Origin of the sequence: Frateuria terrea (assembly GCF_900115705.1) — a bacterium.
GTDB lineage: Bacteria > Pseudomonadota > Gammaproteobacteria > Xanthomonadales > Rhodanobacteraceae > Frateuria_A > Frateuria_A terrea.
The window spans coordinates 88,887-112,804 of sequence record NZ_FOXL01000009.1; the positions used below are offsets into that span (position 1 = coordinate 88,887).

At 68.7% G+C, this 23,918-nt stretch carries 22 protein-coding genes and 1 tRNA gene; 18 read left to right on the top strand and 5 right to left on the bottom strand.

The window, feature by feature from the left end:
- From tolQ to BMZ38_RS15565, 11 genes are all read left to right on the top strand, one after another.
- Positions 1–687, top strand: a complete 687-nt coding sequence (gene tolQ / locus BMZ38_RS15515) for a protein TolQ (RefSeq protein ID WP_091339818.1) — start codon at positions 1–3, stop codon at positions 685–687.
- 18 nt (positions 688–705) lie between these two features.
- Positions 706–1,155, top strand: coding sequence for a protein TolR (tolR, locus tag BMZ38_RS15520; RefSeq protein ID WP_091340022.1), 450 nt, complete (start codon positions 706–708; stop codon positions 1,153–1,155).
- The gene (gene tolA / locus BMZ38_RS15525; protein ID WP_091339822.1) at positions 1,142–2,083 is read left to right on the top strand and encodes a cell envelope integrity protein TolA; all 942 of its coding nucleotides are present in this window, start codon (positions 1,142–1,144) and stop codon (positions 2,081–2,083) included. Before tolR ends, tolA begins: the two co-directional genes overlap by 14 nt.
- 7 nt (positions 2,084–2,090) lie before the next feature.
- Positions 2,091–3,407, top strand: a complete 1,317-nt coding sequence (gene tolB / locus BMZ38_RS15530) for a Tol-Pal system beta propeller repeat protein TolB (protein WP_091339825.1) — start codon at positions 2,091–2,093, stop codon at positions 3,405–3,407.
- Between the two features lie 263 nt (positions 3,408–3,670).
- Positions 3,671–4,177 carry a peptidoglycan-associated lipoprotein Pal gene (gene pal / locus BMZ38_RS15535; protein WP_091339827.1) on the top strand — a complete coding sequence of 169 codons (507 nt, stop codon included), beginning with the start codon at positions 3,671–3,673 and terminating at the stop codon, positions 4,175–4,177.
- On the top strand, positions 4,177–5,052 hold the full coding sequence (ybgF, locus tag BMZ38_RS15540) for a tol-pal system protein YbgF (protein ID WP_175483799.1): 876 nt from the start codon (positions 4,177–4,179) through the stop codon (positions 5,050–5,052). Before pal ends, ybgF begins: the two co-directional genes overlap by 1 nt.
- 10 nt (positions 5,053–5,062) lie before the next feature.
- The gene (queE, locus tag BMZ38_RS15545; protein ID WP_425431891.1) at positions 5,063–5,746 is read left to right on the top strand and encodes a 7-carboxy-7-deazaguanine synthase QueE; all 684 of its coding nucleotides are present in this window, start codon (positions 5,063–5,065) and stop codon (positions 5,744–5,746) included.
- A 180-nt stretch (positions 5,747–5,926) separates the two neighbouring features.
- The gene (gene queC / locus BMZ38_RS15550; protein WP_091339833.1) at positions 5,927–6,607 is read left to right on the top strand and encodes a 7-cyano-7-deazaguanine synthase QueC; all 681 of its coding nucleotides are present in this window, start codon (positions 5,927–5,929) and stop codon (positions 6,605–6,607) included.
- A gap of 159 nt (positions 6,608–6,766) precedes the next feature.
- Positions 6,767–6,842, top strand: a tRNA-Lys gene (locus tag BMZ38_RS15555).
- A gap of 101 nt (positions 6,843–6,943) precedes the next feature.
- Positions 6,944–7,978, top strand: coding sequence for a low-specificity L-threonine aldolase (gene ltaE / locus BMZ38_RS15560; RefSeq protein ID WP_091339835.1), 1,035 nt, complete (start codon positions 6,944–6,946; stop codon positions 7,976–7,978).
- Positions 7,968–8,987, top strand: coding sequence for a glycoside hydrolase family 43 protein (locus BMZ38_RS15565; protein WP_217638760.1), 1,020 nt, complete (start codon positions 7,968–7,970; stop codon positions 8,985–8,987). The genes ltaE and BMZ38_RS15565 overlap by 11 nt, the downstream gene beginning before the upstream one ends.
- Here the strand turns inward: BMZ38_RS15565 and BMZ38_RS15570 are convergent.
- The 3 genes from BMZ38_RS15570 to BMZ38_RS15580 all read right to left on the bottom strand — a co-directional run bounded on the left by BMZ38_RS15570 (position 8,932) and on the right by BMZ38_RS15580 (position 11,597).
- Entirely contained in the window at positions 8,932–10,218 is a 1,287-nt protein-coding gene (locus BMZ38_RS15570; RefSeq protein ID WP_091339838.1) for a polyhydroxyalkanoate depolymerase, read from the bottom strand. The genes BMZ38_RS15565 and BMZ38_RS15570 overlap by 56 nt on opposite strands.
- 93 nt (positions 10,219–10,311) lie before the next feature.
- Entirely contained in the window at positions 10,312–11,049 is a 738-nt protein-coding gene (locus BMZ38_RS15575; RefSeq protein ID WP_091339840.1) for a class I SAM-dependent methyltransferase, read from the bottom strand.
- Between the two features lie 44 nt (positions 11,050–11,093).
- Positions 11,094–11,597: an RDD family protein gene (locus BMZ38_RS15580; RefSeq protein WP_091339843.1), complete on the bottom strand. Its 504-nt coding sequence runs from the start codon at positions 11,595–11,597 to the stop codon at positions 11,094–11,096.
- A gap of 49 nt (positions 11,598–11,646) precedes the next feature.
- On the opposite strand from BMZ38_RS15580, the gene xerD reads away from it, so the two are divergent.
- From xerD to BMZ38_RS15610, 6 genes are all read left to right on the top strand, one after another.
- On the top strand, positions 11,647–12,558 hold the full coding sequence (gene xerD / locus BMZ38_RS15585; RefSeq protein WP_091339846.1) for a site-specific tyrosine recombinase XerD: 912 nt from the start codon (positions 11,647–11,649) through the stop codon (positions 12,556–12,558).
- A 125-nt stretch (positions 12,559–12,683) separates the two neighbouring features.
- The gene (locus tag BMZ38_RS15590) at positions 12,684–13,448 is read left to right on the top strand and encodes a disulfide isomerase DsbC N-terminal domain-containing protein (protein WP_091339850.1); all 765 of its coding nucleotides are present in this window, start codon (positions 12,684–12,686) and stop codon (positions 13,446–13,448) included.
- Positions 13,449–13,607: 159 nt separating this feature from the next.
- Entirely contained in the window at positions 13,608–17,483 is a 3,876-nt protein-coding gene (gene purL, locus BMZ38_RS15595; protein WP_091339852.1) for a phosphoribosylformylglycinamidine synthase, read from the top strand.
- Positions 17,484–17,496: 13 nt separating this feature from the next.
- Positions 17,497–18,198: a hypothetical protein gene (locus BMZ38_RS15600; RefSeq protein ID WP_091339855.1), complete on the top strand. Its 702-nt coding sequence runs from the start codon at positions 17,497–17,499 to the stop codon at positions 18,196–18,198.
- Between the two features lie 479 nt (positions 18,199–18,677).
- Positions 18,678–19,541, top strand: coding sequence for a glycosyltransferase family 2 protein (locus tag BMZ38_RS15605; protein ID WP_091339857.1), 864 nt, complete (start codon positions 18,678–18,680; stop codon positions 19,539–19,541).
- Between the two features lie 12 nt (positions 19,542–19,553).
- On the top strand, positions 19,554–20,459 hold the full coding sequence (locus tag BMZ38_RS15610) for a DMT family transporter (RefSeq protein WP_091339863.1): 906 nt from the start codon (positions 19,554–19,556) through the stop codon (positions 20,457–20,459).
- A gap of 55 nt (positions 20,460–20,514) precedes the next feature.
- Here the strand turns inward: BMZ38_RS15610 and BMZ38_RS15615 are convergent, their stop codons facing one another.
- Together BMZ38_RS15615 and BMZ38_RS15620 are read right to left on the bottom strand one after the other, a co-directional pair.
- A complete protein-coding gene (locus tag BMZ38_RS15615; protein ID WP_091339866.1) occupies positions 20,515–20,709 on the bottom strand; it encodes a YbdD/YjiX family protein in 195 nt (64 codons plus the stop codon).
- Positions 20,706–22,790 carry a carbon starvation CstA family protein gene (locus tag BMZ38_RS15620; protein ID WP_091339868.1) on the bottom strand — a complete coding sequence of 695 codons (2,085 nt, stop codon included), beginning with the start codon at positions 22,788–22,790 and terminating at the stop codon, positions 20,706–20,708. Before BMZ38_RS15620 ends, BMZ38_RS15615 begins: the two co-directional genes overlap by 4 nt.
- Before the next feature lie 218 nt (positions 22,791–23,008).
- Here BMZ38_RS15620 and BMZ38_RS15625 point away from each other — a divergent pair, with 218 nt between their 5' ends.
- Positions 23,009–23,782, top strand: a complete 774-nt coding sequence (locus BMZ38_RS15625) for a DUF4197 domain-containing protein (RefSeq protein ID WP_091339870.1) — start codon at positions 23,009–23,011, stop codon at positions 23,780–23,782.
- Positions 23,783–23,918 lie beyond the last annotated feature (136 nt).

Below are 23,918 nucleotides of genomic sequence, written 5' to 3' on the forward strand. Positions count from 1 at the left end.
ATGAACGGTGGATTGAACATCATCAAACTGGTCACCGAGGCCAGCCTGCCCGTGCAGCTGGTCATGCTGCTGCTGCTGGTGTTCTCGTTCCTGTCGTGGGTGATCATCTTCCGCAAGTACTCGCAGATGAAGGCGGCGATGGAAAACGCCGAGGCGTTCGAGGAGCGCTTCTGGTCCGGCGGCGACCTGGCCGGCCTGTTCCGCGAGGTGAGCGGCCGCGGCGCCGACAACGGCGGCATGGAGACGATCTTCGAGTCCGGTTTCCGCGAATTCGCCCGCCAGCGCCAGCGCAAGACCCATGACATGCGCATCGTGATGGAAGGCACCGAGCGCGCCATGCGCGTGGCCGGGACGCGCGAGATCGGCGGGTTGGAACGGAACCTCGAATTCCTCGCCAACGTCGGCTCGATCAGCCCCTACATCGGCCTGTTCGGCACCGTGTGGGGCATCATGGGCGCCTTCCAGGGCCTGGGCGAGGTCAAGGACGTCACCATCGCCGCGGTCGCGCCGCATATCTCCGAAGCGCTGATCGCCACCGCGATGGGCCTGTTCGCCGCCATTCCTGCGGTGTGGGCGTACAACCGCTACGCCAACAAGGTCGAGCGCGTCGCCTCGCGCTACGAGGTATTCCAGGAGGAGTTCTCCTCGGTGCTCCAGCGGCAGATCCAGACCGACGAAGCGGTCTGACGGGGCTTAGCGATGGCCATGCGAAACGCCGCGCGCCACAAGCGCATGAAGCTCAAGTCCGAGATCAACGTCGTGCCCTACATCGACGTGATGCTGGTGCTGCTGATCATCTTCATGGTCACCACGCCAATGCTCAACTCGAACGTCGACGTCAACCTGCCGCAGGCCAACGCCAAGTCGCTGCAGGACAAGAAGAACCCGGTGGTCGTCTCGGTCGGCGCCGACGGCAGCCTGTACCTGACGCTGGAAGGCGCCAAGAAGGAGCCGGTCGACGCGGCGACGATGCAGGCCAAGGTCGCCGCCTTCGTCCAGGCCAACCCGGACATCAGCGTGCTGGTCGCCGGCGACCGCGAAGGCAAGTACGACGGCGTCTACCAGGTGCTCGCCGAGCTCCAGCAGGCCGGCGTCAGCAAGGTCGGCCTGATGAGCCAGCCGCCGGGCGCGGGCGCGGACAATGCGCGAAAATAAGGGCACCTCCACGGCGGTGCTGTTGTCCGCCGTCCTGCACCTGGGCATCGTCGGCTTCCTTGCGCTGGCGATCGTGCCGTGCTCGTTCTTCGAGAGCCTGTTCGCCACGCTGCATCTGCCGGCCGGCTGGAACCCGATCACCTGCGCCAAGCCGCTGGAGCTGCAAGGGCCGGTGATCGAGGCGACGCTGATAGGTCCCACCGGCGCGCCGCCGCCGAAAGCGGTGAAGAACGCCAAGCCGGTGCCGACCATCCCGCCGCCGCCGACGGTGACGCCGCCGGACGTCAAGACACCGCCGCCACAGATCAAGACGCTGCCGCCACCGCCGGAGCACCCGGACGTCGTCGACCAGGAAAAGGTCGTGGCCGACGCCATGCAGAAGGCCGAGGACGCGAAGAAGGAGCAGGAAGAGAAGCAGCGCCAGCGCCAGGCCGAACTGGACGCCCAGGCGGCCAAGAAGAAACAGGAGCAGAAGAAGCAGCTGGATGAGCTTTTCGCCAAGATGGACGCGGCGGCCAACGCGCGCCAGAAGGCCGAAAACCGCGCCAAGCAGGCCAAGCAGCAGATGGAGGACCTGAAGGACGCGCAGGACAACGGTCAGGCGGACCTGCCACGCGCGGCGCAACGCCAGACCGGCAACAACGCCCAGAACAGCACCCTGGCCGACCAGTATGCAGCGGCCATTCAGAATGCGGTCACGCCCAACTGGTTACGTCCGGATAACATGCCGGATGTTCCTTGTGTCGTGCACATCGTGCAGCTGCCTGGCGGCGACGTGATGAGCGCCAAGGTCGATTCCAGCTGTCCCTACGACGACGCCGGCAAGCGGTCGATCGAGAATGCCGTGCTGCGAACCAAGACCTTGCCCTACAAGGGATTCGAGAGCGTTTTCCAGCGCGAACTTACTCTTACCTTCAAGCCGCAGTGAGTCTTACATGCGCCATTTGAAATCGCTCTTCGCCCTCGCCTTGCTTTGCCTGGCCGCGCTCGTGGCCGCCCCGGCGGGTGCGCAGTCGCTCAACGTGGACATCGTCGGCGGCCTGAAGACCGCCACGCCGATCGCGGTGGTGCCGTTCGCGCAGAACGGCGGCGCGCCGCTGGCGACCGACGTGGCCGACGTGATCCGCAACGATTTCAACCGCTCGGGCAAGTTCCGCGCGCTGGCCAAGAGCGAGATCGTCGAATCGCCCTCGCGCGGCGCGGACATCAAGTTCGCCACCTGGCGGTTGCTCAAGCAGGACTACATCACGGTCGGGCGCATCAGCGACGCCGGCGGCGGCCTGCTGCGGGTCGAGTACGAACTGTGGGACGTCAACAAGCAGCAGAGCCTCCTGTCGCAGGCGTTCACCGCCCCGGCCGGCGACCTGCGCGGCGTGGCGCACCAGATCGCCGACCAGATCTACGAGAAGATCACCGGCGTGCGCGGCGCGTTCTGGACCCGCATCGCGTACGTCACCGCGGTGGGCCTGGGCAACAACACTACCTATTCGCTGATCGTGGCCGATTCGGACGGCTACAACCCACAGGTGGTCGCCCGCTCTCGCGAGTCGCTGCTGTCGCCGGCCTGGTCGCCGGACGGCAAGAAGATCGCCTACGTCTCCTTCGAGAGCGGCAACTCGCAGGTCTACGTGCAGGACATCACCACCGGTTCGCGCCAGTTGGTCGCCGCGCACAAGAAGGGCATCAACGGCGCGCCTGCCTGGTCGCCGGACGGCAGCAAGCTGGCCGTGTCGCTGTCCTACGTGGGCAATCCGGAGATCTTCGTGATCGACATGGCCTCGCGCCACGAGACGCGCCTGACCAACAGCCTGTCGATCGACACCGAGCCAACCTGGTCGGCCGACGGGCAAAGCATCTATTTCACCTCCGACCGTTCCGGCCGGCCGCAGGTCTACCAGATGTCCGCCAGCGGTGGCTCGCCCACGCGCATCAGCTTCGAAGGCCAGAACAACGCCAACGCCGACGTCAGCTACGACGGCAAGCTGATCGCGATGGTGCAGGGCAATGGGAACGTGTATCGTATTGCCATCATGGATCGCAGTCTGGGTGGGCAGGTGCGTTTCATCTCCCCCGGCCCGATTGACGACTCCCCGAGTTTCGCACCGAACGCCAGCATGCTGTTGTACGCGGCCACGGAAGGACGCCGCGGCGTGCTGTATGCCGTTTCGGCCGATGGCCAGGTCCGCCAGCGCCTCGTGCTGTCCGACGGGGACGTCCGTGAACCGGCCTGGGGCCCGTACCGGCAGCGTTGAGTTTTTTATTTCCGTCGGGATGCTCGAGCGTCCCGGCGGAATGCCCATGGAAAGGGCCGAAACGACGCCCCGGCGTCATTTCGCTTCTGGCGGGCGCTTGCCAAGGCGTCCGGCCAATCGGTTGCCAGGTGCTTTTTGAGTCACTGGCCCGCGGCAGTACCTAAGCGTCATACAACAAGCCGGACCACCGGCGATAACTGTCCCAACACCGCAATCGTCATTGACTGTCGGAAATCAAACCCCGTTTTGAAGGAACGTCACCCATGAATAAGACCGCACGCGTCGCCCTGGTCGCCCTGCTGTGCATCGGCGCAGCTGCCTGCTCGAAGAAGCAGGAAGTCAAGCCGCAGCCCCAGCCGGAGCAGCAGCCCGCCACCCAGCCGGCGCCGGAAAGCAACAAGTACACCCCGGCCGACCTCGACACCGATGCCTGCCTGCGCCAGCGCGTCGTGTACTTCGATTTCGACAAGACCGAAATCAAGCCGGAGTTCCAGCAGATCATGGCTTGCCATGCCAAGTACCTGCAGGATCGCCCGGAGTCGCACATCCGTCTGGAAGGCAACACCGACGAGCGCGGCACCCGCGAGTACAACCTGGGCCTGGGCGAGCGCCGCGGCAATGCCGTGTCCGACGCCCTGCAGGCCAACGGCGGCTCGGCCAGCCAGGTCGAAGTGATCTCCTACGGCAAGGAAAAGCCGGTGTGCCGTGAGCACAACGAGGATTGCTGGAGCAAGAACCGTCGCGTCGAGATCGTCTACACGGCGAAGTAATGAAGACCGTACTGGCTAAGCAGTTCAAGGCCAGGCTCGGCATGGCGGGCGCGATCGCGTCCGCCATGCTGTTTGCCGTTCCGGCCTTCGCACAGGATTCCCGACTGAGTCTCGCCGACCGCGTGACGCGGCTGGAGCAACAGGCGCAGGCGCAGAACCAGGGCGGCACCGGCATGGTCAACCAGGTGCAGCAACTGCAGGCGCAGGTGCAGCAGCTGCAGGGCCAGGTCGAGGAATTGCAGCATCAGCTGCAGGAAATGCAGGACAAGAGCAAGGCGCAGTACATCGACCTCGACTCGCGGCTGGGCCGCCTCGAAGGCAATGGCGCCGGCACCCATACTCCGGCCGCGGGCGCCAATGCCGCCCCGGCATCAGCCGGTTCGGCCGCCGCTGCGGCGACCCCGACCGGCCCGGCCGCTCCGGCGCAGGCGCCCACCGCCGCACCGGCCAATGGCAGCAGCTCGCCCGTGGCGGCGCCCGACGCCAAGGCGCAGGCCGCCTATGACGCCGCTTTCCAGGCGCTGCGTGGGGGCGACTACGCGCAGGCCTCGCGGGGCTTTCGCAGCTTTATCCAGCAATACCCGGCCAACGCGCTCACCCCGAACGCCTGGTACTGGCTGGGCGAGTCCTACTACGTGACCATGAACTACCCGGTCGCGCTGGAGGCCTTCCAGCGGCTGCTCTCACAGTTCCCGCAGAGCGAGAAGGCGCCCGACGCGCTGCTGAAGGTCGGCTACAGCCAGCTCGAGCTCAAGCAGGCTGACGCCGGCAAGGCCACGCTGCAGCAGGTCACCAGCAAATACCCCAATTCCCGCGCCGCCAGCCTGGCGCAGGAACGCCTGCGCCGACTGCAACTGCAATCGGCGGTTCGCTGAGGTCGCAGTGATGGGTAGTGACGCGGGCGCGGCGTCCGTTGCGCCGATGCCGGCAGAACGCCTGCGCATCACCGAGATCTTCCACTCGATCCAGGGCGAGGCCGACGCGATCGGCTGGCCCACCGTGTTCGTCCGCCTCACCGGCTGTCCGCTGCGCTGCGTGTGGTGCGATACCGAATACTCGTTCCACGGCGGCCAGTGGCACGCCATCGACGAGATCCTGGCCGAAGTGGCCAGGCACGGGGCCCGCCACGTTTGCGTCACCGGCGGCGAGCCACTGGCACAGAAGCGTTGCCCGATCCTGCTGCGCAAGCTGTGCGACGCCGGCTACGAGGTCTCGCTGGAGACCTCCGGCGCGCTGGACGTAGCGGCCGTCGATCCGCGCGTACGCAAGGTCATGGACCTCAAGGCCCCCGATTCGGGCGAGAGCGCCCGCAACCTGTGGAGCAACCTCGACCACCTGCTGCCGCACGACCAGCTCAAGATCGTCATTGCCAGCCGCGCCGACTACGAATGGGCGCGCGGCGTGGTGGCCGAGCACGCGCTCGAGCGCCGTTGCATGGTCCTGTTCTCGCCGGTGCACGGTGCCGTGCAGCCGCGCGAACTGGCCGAATGGATCCTTGCCGATCGCCTGCCGGTGCGTTTCCAGATGCAATTGCACAAGCTGCTCTGGAACGACGCGCCCGGGCATTGAAGTTGACCGGCCTTCCCTGTCTTGCGCAAGGGGAGGCCTGGAGAGGTAACGCCTTCACCCGGTGAGCGTGACCTCCCCGCAACCCTCGCCTGCGAGCAGGGAGGGAGCACGACGCGCCGTGGCCTGTGTCGCCGCGTGCGCTTTCCGGCCGGTGACCGGCCGCATGCCAGGACCCATCCCATGTCTCAAACCCCTTCCCGCAAGGCCGTCGTGCTCGTCTCCGGCGGCATGGATTCGGCGGTAACCCTCGCCATCGCACGCGAACAGGGTTTCGCGATCCATGCGCTCAGCGTGGCCTACGGCCAGCGCCACGGCTCCGAGCTGGAGGCTGCCGCACGCGTCGCCCGCACGCTCGGCGCGCTCGAGCACAAGACCGTGCAGGTCGATCTGCGCAGCATCGGCGGCTCGGCGCTCACCGCCGACATCGACGTGCCCGAACAGGGCGGCGCGGGCATCCCGGTGACCTACGTGCCGGCACGCAACACCATCATGCTGTCGATCGCGCTCGGCTGGGCCGAAGTGCTGGGTGCCAGCGACATCTTCTGCGGTGTCAACGCGGTGGACTACTCCGGCTACCCCGATTGCCGCCCGGCCTTCATCGATGCGTTCGAGCAGTTGGCCAACGTCGCGACCAAGGCCGGCGTGGAGGGGGCAGGGCTGCGCATCCACGCCCCGCTGATGCGCATGAGCAAGGCCGACATCGCCCGCGAGGGCCAGCGCCTGGGCGTGGACTTCGCGCAGACCGTCAGCTGCTACCAGGCCGACGCCCAGGGCCGCGCCTGCGGCCACTGCGACGCCTGCCACCTGCGCGCCGAAGGTTTCCGCGCCGCCGGCCTGCCCGATCCCACCCACTACGCCTGAACCGTTCGCCGTAGGGTGGGCTTCAACCCGCCTCGGCCTCGCGGAACGACTGCAGAAGAGCTGGTGGGCCGAAGCCCACTCTACGGCGTGTGCGCCTTGCGGCGAGGCTTTGCTTGTGCGGCTCGCACGCGAACCTTTAAAATCGTCCGTTCGCTTGATGGGTCGTTAGCTCAGTTGGTAGAGCAGTAGACTTTTAATCTATTGGTCCCGAGTTCGAGTCTCGGACGACCCACCATCCTTGCCCGCGTCCCACGCGGGTTTTTTGTGTCCGCCCGCCACGCTTGCCTCCCGCGCGAGCGCGCGCCAAGCTGTCCTTTTGGCGCGACGAGGTGGGACGTGGACTGGGTGGATCTTCGCAGCGATACGGTGACCCGACCCACGCCAGCCATGCGCGCGGCGATGCTCGATGCGCCGGTCGGCGACGACGTCTACGGCGAGGACCCGACGGTCAACGCCCTGCAGCAGCGCCTGGCCGACGAGCTGGGCTTCGAGGCCGCGTTGTTCGTGCCCAGCGGCACGCAGTCCAACCTGCTGGCCTTGATGTCGCATTGCGAGCGCGGCGACGAATACCTGGTCGGCATGGACGCGCACACCTACAAGTTCGAGGGCGGCGGCGCGGCGGTGCTGGGCTCGATCCAGCCACAGCCCATCGTGCAGGATGCCGACGGCTCGCTGCCGCTGGACCGCGTGGCGGCGGCGATCAAGCCGGTCGATCCACACTTCGCGCGCACGCGCCTGCTGGCGCTGGAGAACACCTGGCACGGCCGCGTGCTGCCGATGGACTACCTGCGTGCCGCCCACCAATTCGCGCGCGAGCGCGGGCTGGCACTGCACCTGGACGGCGCGCGCCTGTACAACGCGGCGGTGGCTTCCGGTGTGCCCGCGCGCGAGATCGCGCGCTATTTCGACAGCGTCTCGGTGTGCCTGTCCAAGGGACTCGGCGCCCCGGTCGGTTCGGTGCTGGTCGGCTCGGCGGCGCTGGTCGACAAGGCGCGGCGCTGGCGCAAGGTGACCGGCGGCGGCTGGCGCCAGGCCGGCATGCTGGCTGCGGCCGGCATGCATGCGCTGGACCACCACGTCGCGCGGCTGGCCGACGACCACGCGCGCGCCGCCCGGCTCGCGGCGGAACTGGCGGCGCTCCCCGGCCTGCGCCTGCTCGGCCAGCACACCAACATGGTGTTCGTCGAAGTCCCGGCCGAACGGCTGCGCGAACTGGACGCGCACCTGCGCGACGCCGGCATCCGCATCAGCATCGGCTACCTGCCCACGCTGCGGCTGGTCACCCACCTTGACGTGGATGACGATGGCATCGCCCGCACCGTCGACGCGTTCCGGGCATTCTTCGCACAGGAGCGCCGGCATGACCCGTAACCTGCCTCTGGCACGCATCCTGCGCATGCTGTCGCGCGCCGCCGCGCTCGCCATCGTGATGGCCCCTCCCGCCCTGGCGGGCGGCACCTGGCACGGCGACCCTGCGCGCGCCGGCAACCCGGTCATCCCGGGTTGGTACGCCGATCCAGAGGCGGCGATCTTCGGCAAGCAGTACTGGATCTACCCGACCTGGTCGGACGCGTACGATCGCCAGGTCTTCATCGACGCCTTCTCGTCACCGGACCTGGTCAGCTGGACTCGGCATCCGCACGTGCTCGACGTACGCGCGGTCAGCTGGGCCAAACGCGCGATGTGGGCGCCGGCCGTGGTGGCCAAGGACGGGCACTACTACCTGTTCTTCGCCGCCAATGACATCCAGAACGACCACCAGACCGGCGGCATCGGCGTGGCCTTGGCCGACCACCCGCAGGGGCCGTTCCACGATCTCCTCGGCAAGCCCCTGGTCGGCGCCTTCCACAACGGCGCGCAGCCGATCGACCAGTCGGTGTTCCGCGACGACGACGGGAAGTACTACCTGATCTATGGCGGCTGGAAACACGCCAACATCGCGCGGCTCAAGGACGACTTCACCGGTTTCGTGCCTTTCGACGACGGTACGGTGTTCAAGGAGATCACGCCGGAGCACTACGTCGAAGGACCGATGATGTTCAAGCGCGACGGCCGCTACTACCTGATGTGGTCCGAGGGAGGCTGGACCGGGCCGGACTACTCGGTCGCCTATGCGATCGGCGACTCGCCGACCGGTCCGTTCAAACGCATCGGCAAGATCCTGAAGCAGGATCCGGCGATCGCCACCGGTGCAGGCCACCATTCACTGCTGCACACCCCGGATGGGCGCTGGTACATCGTCTATCACCGACGCCCCAAGGGCGAGACGGCGGCCAATCATCGCGTGGTATGCATCGATCGGCTGCAATTCGATGCGCGCGGCTTCATCCTGCCGGTGAAGATGACGCGCGAGGGCGTCGCCCGCCATCCGTTGCGCTGAACCGGATGAAATCGCGCACCTGCGGATAGACCGTCTCGCGCCAGCGCCTGCCGCTGAAGATGCCGTAGTGGCCGGCGCCCTCGATGACCCGGTGCGCATGCCGCTTCGCCGGAATGCCGGTGCACAGCGCATGCGCCGCCTCGGTCTGGCCGAGCCCGGAGATGTCGTCCAACTCGCCCTCGATGGTGAGCAGGGCGCTGCGGGTGATCGCAGCAGGGTTTACCCGCTCGCCCGCGACATCCCATAGCCCGCGCGGCAGCAGGCACTGCTGGAACACCGTGCTGATGGTGTCCAGGTAGTATCTGGCCGGCATGTCCAGCACGGCGTTGTACTCGTCGTAGAAGCGCCGGTGGGCCTCGGCGTCGTCCAGGTCACCGCGCAGCAGGTCGAGGTAGAAATCCCAGTGCGAGGACAGGTGCCGCCCCGGGTTCATGGCGACGAATCCCGCGTGTTGCAGGAAACCCGGATACACCTTGCGTCCGCGGCCTGGATAGTTGGCCGGCACCGTGTAGATCAGGTTGGCGTCGAACCAGGACAAGGGCTGCGTGGTGGCCAGGTCGTTGACGCTGGTGGGGCTGCGGCGCGGGTCGATCGGGCCGCCCATCATCACCAGGCTGCGCGGGGTTTCCTCGCCGCGCGCGGCCATCAGCGAGACCGCGGCCAGTACCGGCACGGTCGGCTGGCAGACCGAGATCACGTGCAACTCGCGCGCACCGATGTGGCGGATGAACCGTTCGACGCAGGCGACGTAGTCGTCCAGCCGGAACATGCCCGCCTCGGCCGGCACCATGCGCGCGTCGAGCCAGTCGGTGACGTAGACCTTGTGGTCGCGCAGCAGCGTGCGCACGGTGTCGCGCAGCAGCGTGGCGTGGTGGCCCGACAGCGGTGCGACCACCAGCACCACCGGCTGCCGGCGCATGGCCTCGATCACCGCCGGGTCGTCGCTGTAGCGCTTGAAGCGCTTCAGCTGGCAGAACGGCAGGTCCAGCGCCGTCTGCTCCACGACCGCCACCGTGTGTCCGGCAGCCTGGATCTCATGGATGCCGAAGGCCGGCTTCTCGTAGTCCTTGCCCAGCCGGTACATGAGCTCGCAGCCGGCCGCCCAGCGCGCCGCGCCTGGCCACTGCGCGAGCAGGCTGCCCGGCTCGCTGAACATCTTCGCGCTGGCTTGCGCGAAGTAGCTCATCGGGCCCAGGAAGGCGCGTTGCCACTCGTGGAGTTGGTAGAGCATGGCGGACCATTGCGGGGCAAAGCGCCATTCTAGTGGCTCGGGAGGGAAGTTGCTGCAATGCGGCATCATCCCCTCTCGCGACGGCGGGGCGCGTCAGGCAATACGCCGGCAGACCAGCAGCACCTCATCCACACCGGCTACCTCGGGCAAGCCATCGCGCCACTGCAGCGGCTTCTGGAACCTGAGCCCCAGCGGCATGAACACATGGTTGTACCACCACATGGCGCGCTCGCGCCGGTGGGTGAGGAACCATTGCCCGAGATCCAGCAGGCGCGACGACTTCGGCTGCATGCCGTAGATCGCGCTGCGCTCCAGCGCGAAGCCGTGCGCCGCCAGCTTGGTCTCGATCGCCCCCGGTTCGTAGCGGCGACAATGGCCGACGAACTCGTCGAACGCCGTCCAGGCGTCGGCGTGCAACGGCACCGACAGCAGCAACGTCGCGCCGGGTGCGGCCACGCGCGCCAGTTCGTTCAAGGCACCTTCGTCGTCGGCCACGTGTTCGAGAATGTCGAAGGCGCACACCAGATCGAACTGCGCATCGCCGCACGGCAGGGCGCCGATCATGCCATGCGTGGCCTTGGCGCCCCTGGCACGCAACTGGCGCAGCGCCGCATGGCTCAGGTCGACGAAGCAGGTGCCATCCAGCGGAAGGCGGGGGCGCAGGCCCGGCGCGACCTCCAGCCGGCGCGGCGAGGCGGCGGCCAGCTCGCGCAGCAGTGGCCAGGTGTTGAAGCGTTCGGGGTCCACCAGCCGCGCCTGGGCCCACAGCGCCTCGTAGAAGCCGCGGTTGACGCGGAGCAGTTCGGCATCGCTGCGGACGGGAGTTTCCATGCGCCCTTGTACAGCAAGCGCGGCCGCGAGGGATGTGAATCGGATCAGCCGATCCGGCGCAGTTCGGTGCCCGCGGCGATATCGTGCAAGGCGCGCCGGCGCGCATCGACCAGCGCCGGCGCGAACCACAGCGCCCAGCCGATCAGCACCGCCCACACGGCGCCGCGCAGACCCAGCCACGGCGCCAGGCCGAGCAGCAGCAACGGCAGTGCGGCGACGACCACCCGTCGCAGGGCCTGCCCGGGCGCGACCTTGCCGCCGTCGGCACCGACCACGCGGATGTGCCACGGCCGCATGCCCAGGGTCTGCCCGCCACGCAGCCACGAAACCACGAAGTAGGCACCCACTACCAAGCCCTGCAAGGGTTGGTACCACCAGGCGATGGTCGTGCGCGCGCCGGTGGCCACCACCTGGCCGCCAGTGGCGAGCTGGCACAGCAGGCCCACCACCATCACGATCGCCATCACCGCGAGCAGGTCGTAGACCAGCGCGGTCAGGCGTCGCCAAAGCGGGCAGGGAAGGGGGGCGGCATGGTGCGGTTGGGTCATCTCTGGCGTTTCGCTTGCGCCCGCCACGAAGCGCGGCGAGCATCTGTGCATGCAGGAAAAGAGCGCAAGTATTACCGAAGCGGACCAGCGCAGCATCGCCGCGTTCCTCGAACGGGTCTGGTCGGAAGACGGCCTGGCCGATCGCACCCTTGAGGCCTACCGTCAGGATCTGGAAGGGCTCGCACGCTGGCTCGCCACGCGCGGACGCGGCCTGCAGACGGCGCGGCGCGAGGACCTGTCGGCCTTCCACGGCACCCAGCGCGCCGCGGTGCGCTCGATGGCACGGCGCCAGTCGGCCTTCCGCCGCTACTACGGCCAGCTAGCGCGCGACACGCCGGGCTTCGAAGACCCGACCCTGCTGATCGAACGCCCACGCATGCCGCGCAGCCTGCCCAAGGCACTGGCCGAGCGCGAGATCGAGGCACTGCTGGCGGCGCCCGACACCGGATCCACGCTGGGCCTGCGCGACCGCGCCATGCTCGAACTGATGTACGCCTCCGGCCTGCGCGTGTCCGAGCTGGTGGAGCTGCCGCTTTCCGCGCTCAACACGCGCCAGGGCGTGCTGCGGATCACCGGCAAGGGCGGCAAGGACCGGCTGGTGCCCGTCGGCGAAGTGGCGCTGGAGCACATCGAGACCTACCTCGCCCAGGCGCGGCCCCAACTCGCCAAGGGCCGGCAACCGGCAGCGCTGTTCCTGAGCCAGCGCGGCGAAGGCATGACGCGCCAGATGTTCTGGACGCTGGTCAAGCGCCATGCGGTCGCCGTCGGCATCGAGGGCAAGCGCATTTCGCCGCACGTGCTGCGGCACTCCTTCGCCACCCACCTGCTCAACCACGGCGCCGACCTGCGCGCGTTGCAGCTGCTGCTGGGCCACGCCTCGCTCAGCACCACGCAGATCTACACGCTGGTGGCGAAGGAGGGATTGAAGCGCCTGCACGCGCAACACCATCCCCGCGGTTGACGCTCCCGGTTCCTTCTCCCTCCCTGGAACAGGGCCCCAGGCGTGGCGCAGCGTCAGCCAGCACTTACATCCCCTGTGCCAGAATCGGCCACCGCCGCTTTCCCCACGCGGCTGCGAGGTTTCCGATGCTCAAGAAGCTGTCTTTCGCGCTGTTCGCCGGCGCCTTCGCGCTCGCCGCCTGCGCCGCCGATCGCAAGGACGCGGGCGTTGCCGCGAACCCGGCCGCCGAGCAGGTCGTGCGCGCCGCCCTGCAGAAGCTCGCCCCCGGCGTGCAGTTCGACGAGATTTCGACCTCGCCGCTGCCCGGCTTCTACCAGGTGATCGCCTCAGGCCAGCTGGTCTACGTCAGCACCGACGGCAAGTACATGCTCAACGGCGACCTGGTCGATCTGGATGCCAGGCAGAACCTGAGCGACCGCGCCTGGGCGGGCTTCCGCAAGGCGGAGCTCGCCAAGGTGCCGGCCGCGAAACGGATCGTGTTCTCACCGCCGCACCCGAAATACACGATCACCGTGTTCTCGGACGTCAACTGCGGCTACTGCCGCATGTTCCATTCGCACATCGACCAGATCAACGCCGAGGGCATCGCGGTCGAGTACCTGGCCTGGCCGCGCGAGGGGTTGACCACCACCGCCGGCAATCCCACCGATACCTACAAGGAAATGGTCTCGGTCTGGTGCGCCGCCGACCGCAAGGCTGCCTTCACCGCCGCCAAGCACGGGCAGGCGCCCAAGCCGGCCACCTGTCCCAACCCGGTCAAGGACGAATACGACCTCGGCGTGAAGCTGGGAGTGACCGGCACGCCGATGATCCTTGGCCCCGACGGCATGGTGCTGGGCGGCTACGTGCCGCCGGACAAGCTGCTGAAGATGCTCGAAAAAGGCGGCTGAGCGGCGCTCGGCCCCCGGCCTCTACCGCGCGGGCACGGGGCCGGCGGGAGGCCCGTAACGGGTCCGGGCGGCGAACGCATGCTCCACATCCCGTGAATGGGCCCTCCGGCCGCATCGGGTAGAATAGGGCGCTTCCCTTCACGCGCCGAATTCCCCCGCATGATCGCTTTCGACGGGCAGAGCGCCCTTTCGCCGTTTCGCCTGGATCGCCTGAACGCCCGTGTCGATGCGGTGCATCGGGGCGCGCGTGTGCAGGCTTCCTGGTTCGTCTACGTGCTCGATGCCGACCACGCGCCCGAGGGCGCCGAGCGCAAGCGCCTGCTCGAGGTGCTGGAGGCCAAGGACGCCACGCCCGAGCCCGCCACGCTGTGGACGGTGCCGCGGCTGGGCACCATCTCGCCGTGGTCGAGCAAGGCCACCGACATCCTGCATGGCGCCGGCTTCGACGTGCGCCGCGTCGAGCGCGGCATCGCCTGGCAGGTCGCCGGCCTGCCGGACGCCGGCACGCCGGCCCATACCGCGGTGCTGGCGGTGCTGCACGATCCGATGACCGAGTCGGTACTGACCGATCTTGCGCAGGCGCAGGGCCTGTTCCTGGCCGGCACGCCTGGCGACCTGGTGCGCGTCGAACTGGGCGGTGATGCCCGCGGGGCGCTCGCCGCCGCCAACACCCGCCTGGGGCTGGCGCTGGCCGAGGACGAGATCGAGTACCTGGTTGCGCGCTACGCCGAACTCGGTCGCGATCCGACCGATGCCGAGCTTTTCATGTTCGCGCAGGCCAACTCCGAGCACTGCCGCCACAAGGTATTCAACGCCAGCTGGACGATCGACGGCGAAGCACAGGACAAGAGCCTGTTCGCCATGATCAAGCACACCCACCAACGCTCGCCTGCGCACACGCTGTCGGCCTACAAGGACAACGCGGCGGTGATCGAGGGCCACCACGGCCAGCGCTTCTTCACCGACGGCGAAGGCAACTGGCGCAAGCACGACGAACAGGTCGACTACGCGATCAAGGTCGAGACGCACAACCATCCGACCGCGATCGCGCCGTGGCCCGGTGCGGCCACCGGTGCCGGCGGCGAGATCCGCGACGAAGGCGCCACCGGCCGCGGCGCCAAGCCCAAGGCCGGCCTCACCGGCTTCTCGGTGTCCGACCTGCGCATCCCCGGCGCGCCGGAACCGTGGGAAGTCGATCGCCCGCTGCCGCCGCGCATGGCCAGTGCCTTCGAGATCATGCGCGACGGCCCGCTGGGTGCGGCCGCGTTCAACAACGAATTCGGCCGTCCGTGCCTGGGCGGCTATTTCCGCACTTATGAACACGAGACCGGCGAGCCCGGCGTGCGCCGCGGCTACGACAAGCCGATCATGATCGCCGGCGGCCTGGCCAACATCCGGCGCGAGCACGTGCAGAAGCGCGAACTGGCACCGGGCCACGCGGTGGTCGTGCTGGGCGGCCCGGCGATGCTGATCGGCCTGGGCGGCGGCGCAGCCTCCTCGGTGGCGTCCGGCGCCTCCAGCGCCGAACTCGATTTCGCGTCGGTGCAGCGCGACAACGCGGAGATGGAGCGGCGCTGCCAGCAGGTGATCGACAGCTGCTGGATGCGCGGCGAGCACAACCCGATCGTGAGCATCCACGATGTCGGCGCGGGCGGGCTGTCCAACGCGATTCCCGAGATCCTCAACGACGCCGGCGTGGGTGGCGAGATCGATCTTTCCAAGGTGCCCTGCGACGATCCTTCACTCTCGCCCATGCAGGTGTGGAGCAACGAATCGCAGGAGCGCTACGTGCTGGGCATCGCACCGGGCGACCTTCCGGAGTTCGAGGGGTACTGCAAGCGCGAGCGCTGCCCTTACGCCATCGTCGGCACCGCCACCGCCGAGCGCACCCTGCGCGTGACCGACCCGCGCCGTAACCTCACCGTCATCGACCTGCCAATGGACGTGCTGTTCGGCAAGGCGCCGCGCATGCACCGCGATGCGCAACGCATCAAGCCGCGGGTGGACCTGCTGCCGGATCTTTCCGGCATCGGCATGGACGAGGCGGTACAGCGCGTGCTGCGCCTGCCGACCGTAGGCAGCAAGAGCTTCCTGATCACCATCGGCGACCGCACGGTCGGCGGCCTCAACCATCGCGATCCGATGGTCGGCCCGTGGCAGGTGCCGGTGGCCGACTGCGCGATCACGCTCACCGACTTCGACGGCTACCAGGGCGAAGCAATGGCGATGGCCGAGCGCGCGCCGGTGGCACTGCTCAACAGCGCCGACGCGGCGCGGCTGGCGGTCGGCGAGGCGATCACCAACCTGGCCGCTGCGCCGATCGAATCGCTGGGCGAGATCCGCCTGTCCGCCAACTGGATGGCGGCGGTCAACCACCCGGGCGAGGACGCCGCGTTGTTCGATGCGGTCAAGGCGGTCGGCATGGAACTGTGTCCGGCGCTGGACATCGCCATCCCGGTCGGCAAGGACTCGCTCTCCATGCAGACGGTATGGCGGGACGGCAGCGCGTCCGATGAAGGCACGCCGCAGCGCACGGTCGCGCCGGTGTCGCTGGTGATCACCGGCTTTGCCCGTGTCACCGACGTTCGCCGCACGCTCACGCCGCAGCTCAAGCTCGACCGCGGCGACTCGGACCTGTGGCTGCTCGACCTGGGCGCCGGCCGCGACCGCCTGGGCGGTTCCGCGCTGACCCAGGTATTCAACCGCGCCGGCGGTGTGCCGCCGGACCTGGACGATCCCAAGCGCCTGCGCGCGTTGTTCGAGCTGGTGCAGGAAGCCAATCGCTCCGGCCTGGTGCTGGCCTATCACGACCGCTCCGACGGCGGCGTGCTGGCGACGCTGCTGGAGATGGCCTTTGCCGGCCACTGCGGCCTGGAGATCCACCTGGACGGCTGGGCCGAGGCGACGCTGCGCGCGCTGTTCAACGAGGAACTCGGCGCCGTGCTGCAGGTGGCCAGCGCCAACCGCGAAGCGTTCGAGGCGCTGCTGGTCAAGCACGGCCTGGCCGGCATGAGCCATCGCATCGGGCGCCCCAAGGAAAAGCTCGGCATCAAGCTGTACCTGGGCAACGAAAGCCTGTTCAAGTGGAACTGGACGCAGTTGTTCGGCGCCTGGAACCGCACCAGCCACGCCATGCAGCGCCTGCGCGACAACCCCGCCAGCGCCGATGCCGAGTGCGAATGGCGGCTGGACGATGCCGACCCGGGCGTGAGCCCCAAGCTCAGCTTCAACCCGGCCGAGGATGTTGCCGCGCCCTATATCGCCCGAGGTGCGCGCCCGCGCGTGGCGATCCTGCGCGAGCAAGGCGTCAACGGCCAGGTCGAGATGGCGGCGGCGTTCACCCGCGCCGGCTTCGACGCGGTGGACGTGCACATGTCCGACCTCGCCGCCGGCCGCCACTCGCTCGCCGACTTCCGCGGCTTCGCCGCCTGCGGTGGCTTCTCCTACGGCGACGTGCTCGGCGCCGGCCGCGGCTGGGCCACCTCGGTGCTCTACAACCAGGCGATGCGCGCGCAGTTCGAGGCGTTCTTCAACGACCCATCGAAGTTCGCGCTCGGTGCCTGCAACGGCTGCCAGATGCTTTCGCAGCTGAAGGACATCATCCCCGGTGCCAAGCACTGGCCGAAGTTCGTGCGCAACGCCTCCGAGCAGTACGAGGCGCGCCTGGCCACGCTCGAGGTGCTCGACTCGCCCAGCCTGTTCTTCAAGGGCATGGCCGGCTCGCGCATCCCGGTGGCGGTAGCCCACGGCGAGGGGCGGGTGAGCTTTCCCTACGCCTGCAGCCCGTCCAAGGCACAGGCGGCGGTGCGCTTCGTCGACAACCGCGGCAAGCCCACCGAGAACTATCCGCTCAACCCGAACGGTTCCCCCGGTGGCCTGGCCGGCTTTACCGCCGCCGACGGCCGCGTGACCATCCTGATGCCGCATCCGGAGCGAGTGTTCCGCAGCGTGCAGCTGAGCTGGCATCCGGAGAACTGGGGCGAGGATTCGCCGTGGATGCGCATGTTCCGCAACGCGCGGGTGTGGTGCGGCTGACCGGGTATGGCCAGTGAAAGCGGGCGCGACCGCCCGCTGGCTCTACGCGCCGGCCTGGTTGCTGGCACTGGCGTTGCTGCCATGGTGGCTGGGATTGCCGCTGCTGCTGGCGATCGCCGCAACGCTGCTGTTTGCCGCCGAGCGGCTCGAGGGCCACGGGCCGTTGTTGCGCCTGGCGTTGCGCTGGGGCCTGCCCGGTGTGTTGTTCGCCGTGCAAGGCGCGCTCGGAGGCGATGCGTTGGCGTGGGCGATGGCCCTGCTCGGGGCGCTGGCCGGCTTCACCTTGCTGGCGGGCCTGGAGGCGTGGCTCGATCGTGGGCGGCGCGAGCAGGTCGCGCAGCCGGATCTGCGCGACTGGCCAAGCCTGGCGCTGGCGCCGATCGGGCCGGGGGCGGTGGTGGTCGAGTTGACGTCACCCGAATGGATCGAAGTGGCATCTTCCGACCCGCGCGGCGGCGTGGCGCGGTGGGAATCCGGGGGCTATGTGCTGGGCGACGGCACGACGGTGGAGCGCGTGCAGCCGCTCGCGTCGTTCAGCCCGGAGGGCCGCTGGTTCGTCGCGTGCACTTCACACGGTGTCGTGCTGGTCGATCGCGACCGTGGACGCAGCTATCGCCTGCGTGGCTGGGAGCTGTGCGGTTGGCACGACGGGCCGTGGTTCGCGCGTGGGGCCGGGCCGGCGATGGCCTGGCGCGAAGTTCTCGGCCTGGGGTGAAGGGCCGGGTTCGTCTCGAGCTTGCGTTGCAAGAGCTTTCGGCCGCCTTAGGCGCCCGAGTTAATTCTCTTTGCTTGCCCTAAGAGAAGTAACCAAGAGAAAGGGTACCCCGATGGCGCGCCCTGCGGGCATCCTGCCCTTCGCGGTCGGGCGGCGGGGTTTTTCGACGGGCTCCTGCCCCGACGAAAAACTGGCCGGCGTCCTGCCGGCCACCCTCCGGGCTGATCCGCCACCCGCCCGCCGCGCCATAGGGCCCCGGGAAGAGCCGCGCGCTTCCTTCGCGCACTTCTCAGAAGAGCATAAGGGCAGGAGCAAGAGCAATGGCGAGATGCGTGGCCGCGCGATGAACGGCTCCCTCTCCCCGCCAGGGAGAGGGCTGGGGTGAGGGGCCGGGGCTCGCGGGAAACCCCCACCCGGTTCTCCCGACCCCGCGCCTCCCTCATACTTGCGCGGTGTCCACTCCCCTTCCCCTTGCACGGATGCTGCCGGTCAGCGTGATCGTGGTGTGCGCCGACAGCGGCGCCTCGTTGCGCGATTGCGCGCAGCGGGTGCTCGACAGTGTGCTGCCGCTGGAGCTGATCCTGATCGACAACGCCTCGACCGATGGCGTGCCGCAGTCGATCGAGCGTGCGCATGCGGGCGAGCCGCGGCTGAAGGTGATCTACAACCACGCCAACCTCGGCTTCGGTCCGGCGGTGAACCGCGCTGCGGCGGTGGCGCGGGGCGAACACCTGCTGGTGCTCAATCCCGATTGCCTGCTGGAACCGGACACGCTCACGCGCATGCTCGACATCCTCGACCAGCATCCCGAGGCTGGCATCGTCGGCGCGGTGGTATGTGCGGCGGACGGCACGCCGGACCCTGCCTCGTACCGCCGTGATCCGCTCTTGCGCCACGCGCTTGCGACGCTGGTCGGCGCGCGCGGCGGCATGAACATCGACGGCGAAATACCGCTGAAGGTGGTCGATGCCGAAGCCGTCTCCGGTGCGCTCATGCTGCTGCCGCGCAAGGTGTTCGAGCAGCTCGGCGGTTTCGACGAGGCGTATTTCCTGCACTGCGAAGACCTCGACCTGTGCCGGCGCGCGCGCGATGCCGGCTACGCCGTGCTGCTGGCCGGCGACGTGCGCGTGCTGCATGGCAAGGGCGGCTCGAGCCGGCACCGGCCGGTGTTCGTCAGCCGGCACAAGCATCGCGGCATGTGGCGATGGTTCCGCAAGTTCGATCCGGCTGCGCGCAACCCGCTGCTGGCCGGCATCGTCTGGCTGGGCATTTGGGGGCATTTCGCGGTGCAGGTGCCGGGCCAGCTGTGGCGCCTGGCCAGGGCAGCGCGCCGTGCCGCGTAACCTCATTTTTCCATGACCGACCCCGCCCGCCCGCGCACCCTGGCCGCCACCGTCGGCCTGCTCGCCCTGACCGCCGTATGGGGCTCGACCTTCGTACTGATCAAGGACGTCGTCGGGCGCATGCGCGTGGTCGATTTCCTCGCCGTGCGCTTTGCCATCGCGGCGCTGGCGATGCTGGTGCTGTTCGCGCGTCCCGTATGGCGGCTGGAACGCCGGCAGCTTGGCCGTGCGCTGCTGTTGGGCGTCGTCTACGGTGTCGGCCAGCTGCTGCAGACCTGGGGCCTGAAGCTGATCGCGCCCAGCGTCAGCGGCTTCGCCACCGGCATGTACGTAGTGTTCACGCCTATCCTCGCCTGGCTGCTGCTGCGCGAGCGCATCGCCGGCGTGGTCTGGCTGGCGGTGGCGCTGGCGACCGGCGGGCTGGCCCTGCTGTCGCTGCATGGCGTGTCGATCGACCTGGGCGTGTGGCTGACGCTGGCCTCGGCGGCGCTCTATGCGCTGCACATCCTGGGGCTGGGGCGCTGGTCGCGCGAGGCGGATGCGGTCGGCATGTCGGCGGTGCAGGTAGCGGCGATCGCCGTGATCTGCCTGCTCGCGACCCTGCCGCAGGGGCCGTCGTTGCCGCCGGACGGCCCGGCGTGGATCGCGGTGCTGTACATGGCGCTGGTCGCCGGTGCCGGTGCCATGCTGGTGCAGACCTGGGTGCAGGCGCACCTGCCACCCGCGCGCGTGGCGATCGTGATGACCACCGAGCCGGTTTTCGCGGCCGGCTTCGCCGTGGCACTGGGCGTGGATGCGCTGAGCTGGCGCATGCTGGCCGGCGGCGCGCTGGTACTGGGCGCGATGTACCTGGTGGAGTTGGCGCCGAAGCGCGGCACGGCGCTGGAAGCCGAAGGCATCCACCATGAGGTGCCCTAGCGCGGCTTCGGCCCGCACGTTGCGGCAAGGTGGACCGGGTCCGATACGGACCGCTTCAGCAGCAGCGTCCGCCGGTTCCCTTGTAGCGCGCTTCCTGCCGCTCGCGGAAGAACGCCGCGTAGCTCGGCACGGGACGGTCGGGATGATGGTCGCGCAGGTGGCGCACGTAGGTGTCGTAGTCGGGCACGCCGCAGCACAGCCGCGCCGTCTGCACGGCGCGCGACCAGGCGGACCGCAGCCAGCGCTTCATGGTGCGCTCCCACTGGTGGCATCCAGCGGCATGTACGGCTCCTCGTGCGTGGTCGGATGGTTGATCCGCCAGGCGCGCGCGATGGTACGCACTCCGAAGCCGGCCATGGCCAGCACCAGCAGCACGAACAGACCGGTCAGCGCCGCGTCCACGTAGTTGTTGGTGACGATGCGCTGCATCTCGGCCGCGTTCTTCGCCGGCGCCAGCAGCCGCCCCTCGGCCATCGCGGCGGCATACTTCTGCCCCGCGGCGGTGAAGCTGATCGGACCGGCCAGTTTCTCGTACCCGGCCGACAGCGTGCAGACCACCAGCCACAGCGCGGGGATGCCCGGCACCCACACGTACCGCTCGCGCTTGAGCTTGACCACCACGACGGTGGCGAGCATGAGGGCGATGGCCGCCAGCATCTGGTTGGCGATCCCGAACAGCGGCCACAGCGTGTTGATGCCGCCCAGCGGGTCGACCGCGCCCTGGTACAGGAAATAACCCCAAAGCCCCACGCAGATCGCCGTCGCCAGCAGATTGCCGGTCCACGATTCGGTGTGCTGCAGCGGCTGGTGGATGAGCCCCGCGATCTCCTGGATCATGAAGCGGCCCACGCGCGTGCCCGCGTCCACGGTGGTGAGGATGAACAGCGCCTCGAACAGGATCGCGTAGTGGTACCAGAACGCCATCATGCCGCCACCGGGAACAATCTCGTGCAGCAGCCGCGCCATGCCGACCGCCAGCGTGGGCGCACCGCCAGCCCGCGAGAGCACGCTCGACTCGCCGATGTCGCGCGCGGTCTGCGTGAGCTGGTCGGGGGTGACCACGAAGCCCCACTGGCTGATCGTCTGCGCCGCGTGTTCGGCGGTGGTGCCGATCAGCGCCGCAGGCGAGTTCATCGCGAAGTACACGCCCGGGTGCAGCGACGCGGCCGCCACCAGCGCCATGATCGCCACGAACGCCTCCATCAGCATGCCGCCGTACCCGACCATGCGTGCCTCGCCTTCGTTGGCGAGCAGCTTGGGCGTGGTGCCCGAGGCGATGATCGAATGCCAGCCCGACACCGCGCCGCAGGCGATGGTGATGAACAGGAACGGGAACAGGTTGCCCTGGAAGACCGGCCCGGTGCCATCGATGAATCGCGTCACCGCGGCCATCTGCAGCGTCGGCGCGGCCAGGAAGATCGCCAAGGCCAACAGCGCGATGGTGCCGATCTTGAGGAACGTCGACAGGTAATCGCGCGGCGCCAGCAGCAGCCACACCGGCAGCACCGAGGCGCAGAAGCCGTAGGCGATCAGCAGCCACGCCAGCGCCCTGGCGTCGAAGTCGAACAGCGGCGCCAGCGCGGCCGACCCGGCCACGTGGCGGCCGAACCAGATCGCGGCCAGCAGCAGTGCCAGCCCGATGATCGACACCTCGAGGATCCGTCCCGGCCGCAGCCAACGCAGGAACACGCCCATCAGCAACGCGATCGGGATGGTCGCCGCGACGGTGAAGGTGCCCCACGGACTGTGCGTGAGCGCCTTGACCACCACCAGCGCGAGCACCGCCAGCACGATCATCATCAGCACCAGCACGCCGAACATGGCGATGAGGCCCGGCACGTGCCCCAGCTCCTCGCGCAGCATGTGCCCCAGCGACCGGCCGTCGCGGCGCAGCGACAGCGCCAGGATCATGAAGTCCTGCACCGCTCCGGCGAACACCACGCCGAAGAGGATCCACAAGGTACCCGGCAGGTAGCCCATCTGCGCAGCAAGCACCGGACCTACCAGCGGGCCAGCGCCGGCGATCGCGGCGAAATGGTGGCCGAACACCACCCACTTGTCGGTCGGCACGTAGTCCAGTCCGTCGGGATGGCGCATGGCCGGCGTCGCGCGAGTCGGATCGAGCCGGAGCACCGAGCGCTCGATGAAGCGGCCATAGAAGCGGTAGCCGATCACGAACACCGCCATGGACGCGGCGACCAGCCAGATGGCGTTGATCGGCTCGCCCCGGCGCAGCGCCACCACGCCGAGGCAAAACGCGCCGACGAGGGCGATGGAAACCCACAGGATCCTTGCCGCGGGGCTGGCCGGAACGGAGGCTCGGGTGTGCATGGGCTTCTCCTGGACAGGTGCCGGCAAGGGTCGTCCCCGTGGCGGTGGGCGGTCAATGCCTGCCAGGCGAGCCAGCGAGATGGCGTGCCGCCGCGTGTCAGCATTGGCGTTCACGGGAGCGGGCCGGGAGCTTTCGCGCGAGCGCGAACCCGGTCCGCGAACACGCGTGCGTCCCGCGTCGCGCGCGTAAACTCGGCCGGTCCCAGCGGAGATCCACCATGCACCTGCGCACCCCCTGCCTCGGCCTGCTGCTGGCCGCCACCGCATTGCCGGTCGCCGCCAGCGGCCAGCTCGACGACCTGCTCAAGCAGCTGAAGCAGGGCACCCACGCCAGCGATGCCTCGCGCGCGTCGAGCCTGCCCAGCAGCGACATCGCCGCCGGCCTCAAGGAAGCGCTCGCCAAGGGCACCACGCGTGCGATCAATTCGCTCGGCCGCACCGACGGTTTCTGGGGCAACGCCAAGGTGCGCATCCCGCTGCCGGGCAAGCTGCAGCAGGTCGGCGACCTGGCACGCCAACTCGGCCAGGGGGCCAAGGTCGATGCCTTCCAGCTCAGCATGAACCGCGCCGCGGAAAAGGCCGTGCCGCAGGTGGCCGACATCTTCGGCGACGCCATCCGCAAAATGACGCTCCAGGACGCGCGAGGCATCCTCACCGGCGGCGACCACGCCGCCACCGATTTCTTTCGCCGCGTCGCCGGCGACGCACTGGCCGCGCGCATCCACCCGATCGTGGCGCAGGCAACCGAGAGCGTCGGCGTCACGCGCAAGTACAAGGCGTTCACCGCCGGCCAGGGCAACGGGCTGGGCGGCGTGCTCGGTGCACTAAGCGGCGGCAACGACCAGCGCCACCCGCTGGACCTGGACGACTACGTCACCGCGCAGACGCTCGATGGGCTGTTTACCGTCATCGGCGAGCAGGAACAGGCCATCCGCCACAACCCTGCCGCACGCACGACCGAGCTGTTGAAAAAGGTTTTCGGCAGCCGCTGACGGCCGCTCCCGGCCGGCAGCGCGCGCCTTGCTCCCTCTTCCCTCGGGGGAGAGGGATGAGGGGTTGGGGCTGGCGAAAATTCGTTAGAAGCGTGGGAACGAAAGGCCAAGCGCTTGCGGAACTCTTCGCAAGAAT